The organism is Tissierella simiarum (assembly GCF_018917865.1).
GTDB classification, from domain to species: domain Bacteria; phylum Bacillota; class Clostridia; order Tissierellales; family Tissierellaceae; genus Tissierella_C; species Tissierella_C simiarum.
Map to the genome: position 1 here is coordinate 297755 of NZ_JAHLPM010000002.1, position 14967 is coordinate 312721.

Sequence of the window (14967 nt, forward strand, 5' to 3'; positions counted from 1 at the left end):
CTTTTATGCTTTTTAAACTGTTTGATTGTATAATTAGACACATACTTTGTCAGCAGGTCCTTCGTTGTTCAGAACCTATATAACTAATTATCTCTATTCACATACCAAGCAGACTGTGCTTCCCACATTGTTGCATACTTACCCTTACGCTCAATCAATTCATCATGACACCCAACATCAACAATCTTACCCTTGTCCATTACTACAATTCGATTAGCAAATTTGGCCGAAGCAAGGCGGTGTGTTACCAAAATGGTACATTTATCTTTCGATAAACGCTTAAATTGGCTATAAACCCGTTCTTCCTCAATGGGATCTATAGCAGCGGTTGGCTCGTCAAGCACAATGAGGCTATTTGTTTTATAAAGTCCACGAGCTATGGCTATTCGCTGCCACTGTCCTCCAGAAAGGTCAATGCCACCAAATTCAGTTGAAAGCATTGTGTCAAGTGTGACAGAGTCGTCACCAAATTCACAATCTTGAAGAACTCTTTGTATATTGTCATGATTTTGAATTTCTTTCGTATTGCTGATCGCTACATTTTCTGCTAATGTCATCTTATAACACAAAAAATCTTGAAAAACACCCGAAGTTTCTCTAAAAATTGAACTAGGGTGTGTGTTGCTACTATTTTGTCCACCTATTTCTACTGTACCATTATCGGGACGGTAAAGCCCAACAAGTAGGCGGACCAAGGTGGATTTACCAGCACCGTTCTCGCCCACAATGGCAATTGTTTCACCCTCTGAAATAGTAATCGTTGCACCTTGCACTGCCATTTTATTTCTTCCAGGATAAGTAAAATTTACATCTTTTGCTACAATTCCTTTTGAGAAGTCAATAACAGCCTCTTCTCCATCTACTTCCTCCATATCCATCAATCTATAGTATATTTCAATTTTACCTATAGTTTCACTACCTTGACTAACCTGTATTGATACTAGTTCCTCAGCCATAGAAAAAATTTGTGAAAGTACTCCAAAAACCGCTACAAAGGTACCAATGCTAATTTCTCCAGACATAGCCGAATTAAAAAGCATTATAGTGGATACTCCGAATCCAATAAATGACACCAAACCAAGAATTAATCGGATAAAAGCTGCTTTTCGCTCTACTTTCCACGTCTTTGTTGTCAATAATAACAATGTATTACTGAAAAGGTTCCTAAAGAAACCAAAAGCCCCAAGTATACGAGTTTCTTTGAAGGACAGTTGGCTTGATATAGCTTTTTTATAGTAAGTATACTGACGACGAAGAGGCGCACTTTCATTTTCTAACCCTATAAACACCTTCACCTGAACTAATTGCCCCAAAATCGCTGGTACAAATGACACGAAAATTATTAACGGAAGTAGGGGCGATAGTCCAAAAAAATAAATGGATACAGATACAAAAAATACACCATAATATGTGAACAAACGCAAGCAATTGGTAGAAAAACTTCCTAATGCCTCATATTCTATACACCTTTTCGATTTGTCTATGTTGTCCAAAAAATTGGGATCTTCAAAATGCTTTGCTGATACACGACTAAGCTTTAGCATAAGTTCCGACATAAACTTACCAACATTTTTATATGATACATAACCTAGCAAGTACTTATCAATACCCCTAAGCACCTGTTGAACTACAGTTACAGCTGCCATTGTGCCTAATGCAATCCCAACCTGCGAATAGCTGGCATAACCCCTGCTCGCCTCAGTGATTAAGTCGAATAATTGTTGCGTGACTAAAATCCCTACTATCCACGAAAGAGAACTAAGTACTGCAATACCATGTTCTAACACAGCCCAACCTTTGGAAGCCTTTATATACTGTAAAATAGACCGAAACACAACGCATACAATTCCATACTTGGATCTTTTCTCTATCATTCATACCACCTCCTCTGCGATTCGAACATTTTAGCATATACTCCACTCATTTTAATTAATTCATTATGGGTTCCTTTCTCAATGATTTCTCCGCCATCTATTACCAAAATTTCATTGGCCAACTTGGTAGAACCTAAACGATGACTGATAAAAATTGTAGTTTTATCTCTCATAAGCTCTTCAAATTCTTGATAAATTCTACTTTCCGCAATTGGATCCAAGGCAGCGGTTGGTTCATCCAAAATCTTTATAGGTGCCGAGCTTATTAAGGAGCGTGCAATAGCTACTTTTTGCCACTGTCCACCTGATAGGTCTGAACCGTCCTTGTGAATTTTTCCAAGAGGTGTACTTAATCCATCTTTCAAATTTGCAATTGTATCAGTCAAGGCAACCTTATCAGTAACCTTATGAATATCTTCCATACTTACATCCTCTGAAGTATTACCAAGGGCAATATTGTCCGCAAGAGAAACCTCATATCTAGCAAAATCTTGATATACAACTGAAAACATAGCCTTTAAAGTAGATGTTTCATATGTACGAAGTTCCTTTCCGTTAATTAAAATCTCTCCGTCATATATATCATATAGCCCCGTTAGAAGCTTAATAATGGTAGTTTTACCCGACCCATTTGCACCAACAAAAGCATAGTGCTTACCGCCCTCAATATCAAATGATACATTGCGTAAGGCGTAGTTTTCTGCATTTGGATACTTAAACCACACATTTTTGAACGACAGTCTCTCAAAAACAGGTGGTATTTTATCAGGCAAATCAGTTGCACCATCCTGCAAATCCAGAGCCATAAACGCCGTCAAATCATCCATACACCTCTTAGCATATGAAAGGTTTTTTGCTGACTCTTGTAAGGTCCCTCCAATGGTTGTAGCCATTGTAAAAACAGCCGCAACAATTCCCATGAACATACCAGGGCTTAAAGTTCCAGCTATAACAGGCTTTATAAGAGTAAATGATATAAGTAAAGCAATAACTGACATAAAAATACCAGTAGCCTCCATAGCTATTTTTGTTCTAACTGCTACTCTTCCTTGTATTTTTCTAGCTATTTCAAAGTGCTCACTATGAAGATTTACAATATAGTCGGCATATCCAAAAAGAGTACGCTCCTGTGTGGCTTCACGACTAGTCAAGATATCATCGCTGTAATAGCTAAAGCGACGTTCGTAAGGCCAAGCTTCCATCCAAGCATTGTAGTTTTTACCCCCAGCCTTAAGTGACATCCAAAACAAAGGTACACTCAAAATGGCAATCAATATTGCTGCCCACCAAACCTGTGTCAGAATCAAGGACAAAATTGCAGCTATGGAAACAATACTACGAGCAACTATAGCGCAAGCACGTACACCATTTAGTATGTTTACAACAATACCTTCAGATAAACGCTCCACTAGTTCCCAAGTATCCGAATCTTCAATATATTTATATTTCAGACTTGCCCGTGTGTCTAAGATAGTAGGTTCAAGCTTAAGCTCCATAACAATTTTAAGTCGCGATTGCAATAACCCCAAAAGATTATCAAATATGTTACTTATGGCAACAACACCCAGAAGCACTCCAAGTGGGGCATATACTTCACTTACTATCAATTTATCTGCAAATACCGCAAAAGCAGTATCTACAAAATACGACGTTGCAAAAACAACCGCAAATGTGGATATTATAGCCTGTGTGAGTTCCAATAAAACATATACTACTAGTAATAATGGGGAAATTTCAAAAGGAATACGCAGTATATCAATCCATTTGTATTTTCTTGTTTTTAACATTAAATCATGCCACCCCTTTATAATATTTTTACAAGGCATTGATATTTAATGCTGATAGTCACCCATAAATAACTCTTCATACGTGATCTTTTTATCGCTATAGCCACATCTAATACCAAATTCAAACAATCTTTTGCTGGCCGAGATTATTGGATGATTCATTCTTTGAATTTCGCCAGTTACTATTGTTCTGACAACTTTAACGTTCATGCCTGGCTTGGTCAATTCAACATAATAAACATCTCCACCAATTTTATCTTTAATTAGACTCGTTATTTTTTGAATGAGATCATAGGAGCTGTTAAATTCAAAAACTGACTTTCCTATTACTGTTTTCTTATCTGTTTTTCCTAGTATATCCTTATTTACTACAAAATGCTGATTATAAAGATTAACTAGACTTGTAGACAAAACACTCCTAGTTATTAAGCTAGATTTACTACCGCCAAAAAGAGAATCGCAAAACTGCACAGCTTCTGTAATAGAACGTTCAAGTGCTATTTCTGGTGATACATGACACCCAAACCCGTTATAAGAATATTGCGAGAAATTTTCTCTATTTGTTATATAAGTTCTAAATACAGGAATTGTCAAATCATTGGTATAGTCGCGTGTTATAATGTCATATCCCATAGATTTAACCTTTGCTACAATTTCTTTTACTTTCGCACTACTTGAACTCGTAAAGTCAACTATAGGCAATATATACGGGTTGGATTGACCTATAAGCCAAGCATCATGCTCAATGACCTCAAAAAGTCCATGTAATATAGCATCCTCTAATGTTGCACCTGACGCAACCCCGGTTGACGCTGTTCCGAACAGTGTACCCTTAAGTTCAACGTCAAACATAAAAACTAAAAAAGCTGGCACTAACTTTTTACCCGCACCAGATAGGGAAGTTGCAACAACCCAATCGGTTTCAATATTTTCATCAAACTTTTCGTAAGCCGTGTTTGTGTTCATTATCGTGCTAGCTAAGTATGGCATATCTATAGCAAGCTTCTTTACATCTCTGTATTTAGCGGCAATGACTGGAACGTCACCTGTGTATTGTCTACTAATATGTTCTATCATCTCAAAACCTGCAGAAAAATAAGCTTGAGATTTTGTAAGACCCTTACCAGCCCCCCTATCAGATCTTAGGATATATGATAGATCGCATGTACTCATTTCATCGGAATATGCACTAAATGAAGGTGCAATATCTCTAAAAGGGTTACCATCATCAAACTCAATCCTAATTTTAGATCCTAGCTTTTTAAGTTCCTTATCTAGTATTTCCTTGGTTTCACTTTCGGTTTTTGAACGAATACCGCCGGTTTGGTATTTAACGGTATCATAGGATAGGTGGGTAGAGTTTGTGTCTAAAATCTCGTTTAAAGCGGTCTCCGTGTTAACTTTAATGTAATTTTTATTGATCCCTTTGCAAAAATCGCAGTAAGTGGTAGGCAACTTTACATCTTTGTCTACACACAAAGATGTAGTTTTAAAGAGGTATTGGCAGTTTATAAGTTCTGACGACAAACCGTTAAAATGCCTTGTTATTTCAGCGTATACTTTATTAACCAAGTACGATATAACACTCTCTTCAAATTCAAATGAAACACTAGAAACACTATATGAATATTTAAGGCTTTTTAAGTCATTAATCTCTATCTTTTCATCACAAGAAACATGAGTGTTTATATTTTTGAGCTTAGAGCTTATAATGCATTCCAAGCAGACACTTTTTTTAGGCACAACTAACGGTCCTACCATAATATCAATCCCGTTAAAATTAACTTGGACAAATGGCTTATTATACTTATATAATTTTTCATTTACACTCAATAAATCTGCATATGTACAATCAGATGGTGCAAATATAGCAACATCAAAATCGCAAATAAAAGTATCTTCAAGAAAGCTAACGGTAGTTATACGAAAACATTCTTTAATTTTATCAAATTCATCACTAAATGCACCATCCCCTATCACTAAGGTTTTCGGCAGTTTTTTTGTTGTAGAGTTAGTTTGAGGTATCTTTATAACTCCTTCATTCAAAATAGTTAGTAGAAAATTTCTAACTTCTTGCATTGAGTATCTATCTTTAAAATTTTTTTCAATTTCTTCAAAGGTATTATTTCCATCAACATATAACAATACCTCCTCAAGAAGAGTAGGCTCACAATAAAACACCTTAATTTCCCCTGAAGAAAAGGAAGAAATTACCCTATTGCTATCATTTCGATAGTTGTATAATTCATTAATTAATGGTATGTCATATGGGTCATATCTCATAATATCTTCTCCCCCCTAACCAATAGTTACACATGTAATTGATTCCAACTAGCCATAAAAGTAGACATTGGGAAAGGCATATCCACTCCCCCAATGTCTATTGATTTATGGGGCACTTAGTTTGTGTATTTTTGTTCGTTTCCGTTTTGGCTTCCACCCAACGGTTTTACCAACTGCTCTTTTTGCTCTTTAACTACGGTAATCTTCATAACAACACCCCCCATTTTTAAAAATACTATGACCCTATAATATACATTTCGTAGCAAATGCTCCTAGGTCAAAGTTCAATATGATAAATACTAAAATTTTCCATATTGATAAAGTAAGTATATATTCCTTTCTTCCTTTAGTCAATAAAAATCAAATGACAATATACGACAAACGCATGAGAAGTTAGTGGAAGCAAAAGCAAAGCCAAATCAAATTATTACAATTCCATGAGCGTATTAAAAAATATATTGACGTAAGTCCATCTCCCTACTTTTTCACCCAAATCTTAAATATTACACTTTATAACCTTGTAACTACAAATGGTACAAGGAATATTTTTTGTGGTATCATTCCTTTATATACATAATCATATCCTGGAAAATTTTTATCATAAATTAATTGTAAAATTTCTATCTTTTCTTTTCTATTAAAATCATATTTAATAATAGATAAATGATTTTTTAATCCTTTAATATCTCTATAAATATTTTTTTCAATGAATTTATACTATTTAATTTATTAAGACTATTATTTGAAAAACCTTTTTCATTTGATCTTTTTTTCATTTTTCCCCCTATTAGATATGTTTTATTTTTAATATTCCTATTTCATTTTATTGTATCATATTTCAGAATTTTGTCCTATTTAATTATATTTTGTTTATTTCAATCAATCTATATATGTATTCATATGTATGATTAATTGATTTTCATTATATCTATGTCTGATTCTAGTAGTATAAACACCATTTTCTCTAACTTGTTTAATTCTTTACTATCCCAGACTCCATTACCATTAACTAATCTAAAACAATTTTAAAACATATGCTCGCCCAACTTTCTCTTTTAGAATTACATAATAATAACATAGATAATGATTTTTCTTCTCTTTCTATTTCAATTAAGTTAAATTCTCTTTTATCTTTTAATACTATTCTTCCCGCTACATATTTTCTATTGGTTTGTCCATCTTTAAGTTTTGTAAATTTTTTACCTCGTTTTCCTTCTGGTAAATCATTAATTATAACTTGTATATGGTCAACTTCTTCTTTTTTTGGAGTAGCTTCATTATTTCAATAAACTCTTGCAACTCTCCTTTTACTGATATATTCTCTATGTTTTTATATTCAATTCCTTTTAATCTATATATTCCACCAATATCTGCTGAAGTTCTTAGGTTATTATTCTCTATTTCATAAACATTAGTATTTTCATCCTCTTTTATTCTCAAGGGTCTTATGTTCTTTTTCTTTCCATTTATTTTTATATTATTAATATAGGAATGTTTTGTATTTAAAGTATCTATGAAATCAGATTGTTGATTTTTTGCACCATCTATTTTTGAATCTAAAGTCTTATCATCAGTTATATTTAAATTTTTATACCTTCTGGATTTAGGATGATTACTAATATTTAATTTATTTATATATTTAGAACTTATATATATCTCCTTAGCATTTATTATTTTGTTTTTTACTTCAATAATCTCAAATATTCTAATTATATTTTTTTCTTCATGTATCCTAGCTTTTATTTGTAAATTTTCAAATAAAAAATCGTAGCTTATATTTCCACAAAGCCATATATTTTTTCCTATCTGATTAAACATTTTTAAAATATTTTCATTTGTTATAATCCAAGCTAAATGTTTTATATAAGATGATTCTAATAATTTTCTTTCATATTCATCAAAAAAGTCTATATATAAGTTTCTATCTTTATCAAATCTGAATACAAAATATTTTGTAAGAGAATCTAGTTCAACTATTCTATTTAATAGAAATCTATTTGTTGCTATTACTGCTCTTATAATTTCTAATGCAGGTATCCTGTACTCTTTTCCATTTTTATATCCTACAAAAATATCAGTTCTTATTTCTTTAGAATTAATATTTAAATAATCTTGAGTAAGTCTAAAATCTATATTATTTAAGTTCAAATCTATAACTAATTCATTTTTATTGTTTTGTACACTATTTAAATTACCATTAGAGTAATATCTTCCAAATGCTAAAAAGTGGGTTGATGCCCAATCAAGCATTATTTTTTCTACTGTGGTATTGCTTTTAAAATAAGCATCTATTACCCATTTATTTTCAAATTTATATGGCGTATCTATCCAATATAGTTTTACATATTCATCCATTTTAAATGGCCAATTTTTTTGAATTATTTTATTAATGCTTATACCTCCAATCTATATGCTTTTGAATAGTATTATTTATTTTCATAAAATCATCTGTTCTAATTCCAGCAAGTCTCTGAACTTGCCAAAGTTTTATATATTCTTCATCTTCATATTTTTTATCAACGATTAGCTTACTTCTTCTAATTTGAAAATCTTCTATAGATTCATTAACCAAATTAAAATATGCTTCTGTCAAAGGTAACTTTTTAATATTTTTTTCTATCATTGTTAAAATATTTATCTCCTTACATAAGCTAGACTTGCTAATACGTATAGGTTTTTCTTGCTCTATTAACTTGTTATATTTAATTTTTAATTTACTAACTATTTCTTTATCTCTCTTTTCCCAGTTTACCCTTTCATTACTTTTAAAATTTATTTTAGACTTATCAACAACTTCAGGTAAATTTTCTAATAGCCAATTCTTATCATTACTATATAAGTATGTATATTCTTTTTGGCAAAGTTTTCTTATTTCAGTTCTTGAAAATGTAGGATTTCCCATTATTTTATTTAATATATTCTTCTTATAAGTTTCAATATGTGTATCCTTATTTTCTGTTTTTATAATTGCTTTATCAATTTTAATATTACTACCTCTAAAATAATTTATATCAAGATTTTTATCAAATTTAATTATAGTTTTAGGATCACAACTCATTATCCTTGATAATTCTCTAAGTCCATATCTTCCTTCACTAAGATACCCTTGAATCTTATCCTCCCAAACATGTCCAAACTCTTTAATTCTTCCTATTTTATATCTATCTTTACTGTCTTTATCCGGACCTTTTCGAGAATATATAAATCCACAATCACAAGTAAATGTTCCTATAGGATTTCTAGTTTTATAATCAGAAGTTATGTTTATATTTTCCACTACATCCTTTTTATAATGTTCTGCCGCAACATTCAAGCATGGCCAAGGAGATTTTCCAAATGGATTAATATAATCAGATTCCTTTGTCTCAAAAAAACTTCTATGTTTTCTACTAAAAAGTTTATAAATAATATATGTCTTATTGGATGAACAACTCTATTAGAGTTCCTTGTTATGACTTTTAGCCAATTATATTCATCATTCTTATCAATACTTGATTCCATTAATTCTAAAAATTTATCTCCATAAAAACTAATTAACTCATCATATAATTCTTCTTGTCTTATTCTATTATTTATTGATAATAAATTTTTCGTATGAAGAATTTGTCTATATTTTTTATTAATTATATCTTTATTAAAAGTATCTAAATTTGTATTCAATATATAACTTGCACACCTTGATACTGATATTAGTTTTTCTGAAATATCTTCATCTTCTTCATACTCAACTTTTAAATCTAATAATTTTTCATCCAATTTTATAAATTCTAATCTACTCGTATTTGTTTTATTTATTTTATATTTTTTTAATTTTACGCCGTTATTCTTACATAAAAACACACCTTGTAATTGATGATCTCTACGGATATAAACTTCTCCATATTTATCAATATCATTTTTAGCACATTCAGGACAATAATATATACCTTGTTTTTTACATACAGATCCTGCTATTATTCCTATTTTATGATATATGCCTTTTCCATCACTATATTTCATATTGTCTATTAATTCTATTTTTCTATTTTCAGGTAGAAACGGAGAATAAAAAGGAAATATAGTATGATTTTTTATAATATAATTTGATGTATATTTACTACCTAAATTATTAGATACATTATCTAAATAACTAGCTAGTCCTAAAGTTGGAATGACATTTTCATTAACAAAAATTTCTCTAATAGTATCTTTATAATCTTTATTCCCTATATAATAATGATACCGACCAATAGCTCCATATAAAAGTTCACTTTCATAAGGATCTGTAAAGAAAGTAAGCATAACTACTCCACCTTTAAAAGTTCTTGTGTTGAATCTCTAGTATAGCCTTTCTCTTTTAATATTTCATATACATGAATATTTTTATTTTTAGCAAGTTCATATATCTTTCTTAAATCTTTTTCCTCGTATAATAAGGTGTTATTACTTTTATCATGTTTCTTTTTCTCATTCATATTTAAAGCCTTTTTTATCGTATCTGATTTAATAACATTATACTCATCATCTATTCCAAATTTATTAACAACTGTATTAACTAAATTTTCTATTTCTGTTTGTGTAAGTTCATTAAATATTGCTAATGAATTCAAATCTAATATTAAATTTTCTACCATATTATTTCTCTTTAGCTCAAATAATTTTTCTTCATTTTTCGCCATTTCTTTAATTCTTCCTGATAATTGCAAGTTATTTTTATGTCTAAAAGTAATGTCATCTAAATTTATAGTTATATCCTCATACTTCATTATTTCTGTCCTATTATTGGTTTTAAGTGCTTTTATCATTGGTTGTATCATGGAAAGATCTTCCTTAGAAGTCTTAGTTATAATTTGTTTTGTTATTTTTTCATTATCTGTATTTAAAGCCCTTTCTTGAGCTAGTATGAATAAATTTACAGCTATTGCTGTTATTCCTTGGCATTCATCATAAAAATAATCTTTCAGTTCTTGTGTTAACTCGCATTTATTTTTAAGCCATTGAAACTCCCATAATGTTTCTATAAAAAAGTCCCATTCATCACTATCTTTAGACATTCTGTCCCATATAATATTTCCTTCACTTCCTGCTCTTCTAGCCTGTCTAAAATCTCTTTTAAATATTTTAAGTGCTTTAAATGTTCCTATTAAAACAGTTGGTATTCCTACAGTATTAGTTAATGTTACAAAAAAATTAAGCATTTCATCAGGATCATTTTTAGAATTAATTAAATGTTGTATTTCATCTATTACTAAAACACCTATTCCATACATACTTGCTAATGATGTCATATGTAGCATCATTGACGATGTTATTCTATTTAGATATCCGTACTTTTCTAAATATCTTGTTCCTAACAAGTCATCTATAGCTTTAAAAAAATTTTTACAAAGTGTAGAAAGATTTCCATCATATGGACAGTCAATCTTTAACCATACTATTTGTGTTCTACTTAATGCTCTCGATTTATATTCTTCGTGTTTTATAATTTGTGGATACATAAGCAATAATCTCTCAATTGTGGTAGTTTTACCTATTCCTGAAATTCCTATAATGGAAAGACTGTCAGCTGTGGATCGTATATGTTCCATATTTTGATTTAAAATATCATCTCTTTCTTCTTGCTTTATAGACTGTATATCATTTAATATTTTTAATCTTTCAAAATAAGTTTTATCCATTGGATTTCTTGCAAGATATCCTCGCCTTATAATTGTCGATAATTTACTTTCTATTATGAAATGATCTGGCAGTGGTTGTATAAAGTTTTTTATCCTTTTTATCATATGATGCCTTAAATTTTTATTCTTAGATTTCTCTGTGTAATCTACTATTGGATATCTAGTAAATTGTTCTAATATATTATCTTCTGAAAATATTGCTGGTAAAGCTTCAATAAATGGATTATTTGAATATTCTAGCAGCTCTTGATCTTTGTAATTTGCAATTTCAACTCTTCCTTTTAATAAAGGTGCTATTTTATTTTTTTCCAAGATTCTCATCCCTTTTCATTCTCAATTTATTCATTAGAGTTTCATGCCGAGTATCCTTTTGCTCTTCTTCCTGTTTTGTATTTTTATTAAAATGGCTCACTATTCCTTCTTTTTTTCTTTTTTTCCAATTTCAAAAGCTTCTTCAAATCTATTAAATTCTTTTTCAAAACGCCTATTCCCTTTTATACCTTTTATCTTTTTCGATTTAGTAGTTGTATCAATAATTGTTCCCATTTTCACTTCCTTAGCTTTTTTAACTATTTCCTCTATTTCTTTATCTAAGTCTATATTTAACTGAACCTGTTGATTTAATTCTAGCTCCATTAGTTCTTTTTTTAATTCTTGCTGGAATACTATTTCTTCAAATAAACAATCTTTATATTGCCTACTCTTTTCTAGAAGATAACATACTTCATAGTCTTTACCATCTTCACGTGGTATATATATTTGATTCATATTTCTCGGATCGTAAACTATATCAATCCATCTATTTTTTGGATTTATAAACCATTGCTCTTCTACTGCTTTCTTAGAACTATAGTATAAGTCTTTAAATTTAAATCCTGCTCTTGACACACTAGCTTTTCCCTTAGGTAGTATATTAAGCCTCATAATATCCCTATCTACTAGTCTAAGTCGCCCCTTTTTATTTTCAATTCCCCAGTTCCATAAATTAATAGGTGTTGGAGTCAATTCATCTGATATCATCTCTTTATCCATAGGATAATCTACCTTTATTTTATGATTGTGATGTAAGACCATTTTTATATATATTTGAGTAAATTCTTCTAAAGTAAGTGTTGCATCTAATCTATAATCTCTATCTCCTCTCTCCCTATATTCTTTTTGGATAGCACCTGGGGCCTTATGCTTTATCTTTTCATTTGTTGTTCTAAAGCTTCTTTCAACAATTCCCTTTAAATCTCCACGATAAGGCGATGTGTTCTCTATTTTTATATTCAAGTTATTTATCAAATTTTCAACTGAATATCCTTCAAATTCACCTCTATCCGCTATTATTATCTCTGGCAAATAATGTGATGGCCATTGTTCTTTTGTTATTTCAATTCCATATTTCATACAAAATTCAACTTTATCGGTAATCATATTATCTAATGCCATCATAGCTCCAAGCCAAGAAGGTCCTTCTAATCCTACATATATACCTGTAATCATTCTTGAATATACATCTATAATTGCATATAGAATAGGTCTTCCTATAATCCTATTCCTATTAAGTGAGCTTACTATATATATATCTGCTATTGTTGCATCTACTTGAAATCTAGTTCCCGGTCCATCTGTTTCTATTGTAGAATTACTTAAAATTGGCCTATATTTCAAATTAAATTCTTTATCACTTATTCTAAATGAAATGTCCTTCTCTATATTTTCTGTTTTTTTGAACCAATAATAAAATTGTTGATAACTTGGTATTCTTGACTTATCCCAAACTTTGTATCTAATTTCTCCATCTTCATAATATTTCTCTGAAAAAAATTTTCTAAGAATTAAATTATAAGTTTCAGTTAGACTTAGGTTATCTTTTTTTCTATAAAATCTATTTATTGATACTTCAAATATTTTTTTTATATCTTCTGTTACATTTATTCCTTGAATAGTTTCTCCATTATAATTAGTTTTTCTAGATCTTCCTATTTTGCTATCCAAACTCAATGTTTTACTTTTTCCTTTTCCACCTGAATTCATATAATCAGGAAGAAGAGCATTTTTATTCATCCCTCTTTGCCAAAACCTAGTAAATATTCTTTTAACACTGCTAATGGTTACGTTATTTTCTATTGATATTTCTTCTAATAATTTTTGTCTACCCCTAGTTTCTACTAGTTTTTCTTTATATTCATTCCAGTATTTATCTACTATTATCCATTGAAAGTCTCTTTTTTCCTTCTGAATTGGTGAAATTCTTTCTTCATCTATGGTCTGTGAAAATGGCTCTGGTATCTTTATCAATATATTATTATTTATCTCAGATTCTATTTTTTCTATCATTTCTTTCTTAGGCATAGATACTCCTAATTCTAGGGTAACATAATATAAATACTTATACTCACTATCAATATTTATTATTCTAATTCTTTCTCCATCACTTTTATCCATGTATTGGAAAACCATATTTTCAAGTATCATGATATCTCCCACTTCTTATCAAGTTCTTCAGATACAAGATTTACTTTTATTCTTTTATTTATATCCATAGGAGTGTATAAATCAATTTGTATTACTTTTCTCATCAACATATATTTGAATAAAGAGATCCCTGTTCCTTTTTGTAAAAATAAATCATCATCAAACTTATTAGATATTTCTCTTATACTTACAGTTCCATCAATCACTCTTTTAATATACTCAATAGCCAAATCTTCTACATCATGTTTCTCCATATTTTTGAAAGAATCTATGGCTCGTAAATCATAATACGTGTGAATGTAACTTATATTTTGAACTAAATCCTTATTTATTTCTTCTTCTGTAACAATTCCCCAATCGACTCCTTGTTTCTCCCAATATCTTCTTTCTATTTCAAACTTCTCCAATACTCTTTTATTATTTAAATCATCTTTTAGTTTAATTGTTCTAGCAATATCTATATCTTTTCCGTTTCTATTTACAGTTACTAAAAAATCTGTAGTCATCACTATAGCTTCATTAGTTATTGGATCTGTAGGATGTTTTATTCCTAATTCTTTTGCTATTAATACTGTTTCTTCTAATGGAAGTAAAGGAAACTGCTCCCTAATATCAATTACTATATCGGAATATTCTAGTATATAAAAATAGTTCCTTTCTAAATCTGAAAGAAACTCATGCTGCCTATTAGTTTTTATTCCTTTTAATCTAGTTGCTCTTCCTCTTGAAGGCACGTCTTGTATTAGAATCCAAGGTTTATAATTCTCTCCTATGCCTTGACCCCTACCTTCTTTTATTAATTTTTCAATTACTTTCTCATTTGTAATCCTTTTTCTTTTGGCCATAAAAAACCACCTCTTTGTGATATATGTCACCACAAAGAGGTGGTTTTAATTCAAACTT

General features: G+C 30.1%; 8 protein-coding genes and 1 pseudogene. All 9 read right to left on the bottom strand.

The features are described from left to right. Positions 1-83 precede the first annotated feature (83 nt). The gene (locus KQI42_RS03640; protein WP_216516832.1) at positions 84-1874 is read right to left on the bottom strand and encodes an ABC transporter ATP-binding protein; all 1791 of its coding nucleotides are present in this window, start codon (positions 1872-1874) and stop codon (positions 84-86) included. Next, positions 1871-3661: an ABC transporter ATP-binding protein gene (locus KQI42_RS03645; RefSeq protein WP_216516834.1), complete on the bottom strand. Its 1791-nt coding sequence runs from the start codon at positions 3659-3661 to the stop codon at positions 1871-1873. The genes KQI42_RS03640 and KQI42_RS03645 overlap by 4 nt, the downstream gene beginning before the upstream one ends. A 45-nt stretch (positions 3662-3706) precedes the next feature. Next, positions 3707-5944 carry a YcaO-like family protein gene (locus KQI42_RS03650; protein ID WP_216516836.1) on the bottom strand — a complete coding sequence of 746 codons (2238 nt, stop codon included), beginning with the start codon at positions 5942-5944 and terminating at the stop codon, positions 3707-3709. Between the two features lie 1009 nt (positions 5945-6953). After that, positions 6954-7187, bottom strand: a complete 234-nt coding sequence (locus KQI42_RS21760; RefSeq protein WP_216517063.1) for a Tn7-like element transposition protein TnsE — start codon at positions 7185-7187, stop codon at positions 6954-6956. After that, positions 7175-8299 (bottom strand): hypothetical protein, encoded by a 1125-nt coding sequence (locus tag KQI42_RS03660; RefSeq protein ID WP_216516838.1) that lies wholly within the window; start codon positions 8297-8299, stop codon positions 7175-7177. Before KQI42_RS03660 ends, KQI42_RS21760 begins: the two co-directional genes overlap by 13 nt. 31 nt (positions 8300-8330) lie before the next feature. Further along, positions 8331-10225 (bottom strand): annotated as a pseudogene (locus KQI42_RS21765) (TnsD family Tn7-like transposition protein). A 2-nt stretch (positions 10226-10227) separates the two neighbouring features. After that, complete coding sequence (locus KQI42_RS03675) at positions 10228-11913, bottom strand: ATP-binding protein (protein WP_216516842.1); 1686 nt, start codon at positions 11911-11913, stop codon at positions 10228-10230. A 99-nt stretch (positions 11914-12012) separates the two neighbouring features. Further along, positions 12013-14064 (bottom strand): Mu transposase C-terminal domain-containing protein, encoded by a 2052-nt coding sequence (locus KQI42_RS03680; protein ID WP_216516844.1) that lies wholly within the window; start codon positions 14062-14064, stop codon positions 12013-12015. Further along, a complete protein-coding gene (locus tag KQI42_RS03685; protein ID WP_216516846.1) occupies positions 14061-14909 on the bottom strand; it encodes a TnsA endonuclease N-terminal domain-containing protein in 849 nt (282 codons plus the stop codon). Before KQI42_RS03685 ends, KQI42_RS03680 begins: the two co-directional genes overlap by 4 nt. Between the last annotated feature and the right edge of the window lie 58 nt (positions 14910-14967).

Bases quoted from the DNA above. Each gene is read 5' to 3' on its own strand.
- KQI42_RS03640 (WP_216516832.1), bottom strand. From the start codon at position 1,874: ATGATAGAGAAAAGATCCAAGTATGGAATTGTATGCGTTGTGTTTCGG.
- KQI42_RS03645 (WP_216516834.1), bottom strand. From the start codon at position 3,661: ATGTTAAAAACAAGAAAATACAAATGGATTGATATACTGCGTATTCCT.
- KQI42_RS03650 (WP_216516836.1), bottom strand. From the start codon at position 5,944: ATGAGATATGACCCATATGACATACCATTAATTAATGAATTATACAAC.
- KQI42_RS03660 (WP_216516838.1), bottom strand. From the start codon at position 8,299: ATGGATGAATATGTAAAACTATATTGGATAGATACGCCATATAAATTT.
- KQI42_RS03680 (WP_216516844.1), bottom strand. From the start codon at position 14,064: ATGATACTTGAAAATATGGTTTTCCAATACATGGATAAAAGTGATGGA.
- KQI42_RS03685 (WP_216516846.1), bottom strand. From the start codon at position 14,909: ATGGCCAAAAGAAAAAGGATTACAAATGAGAAAGTAATTGAAAAATTA.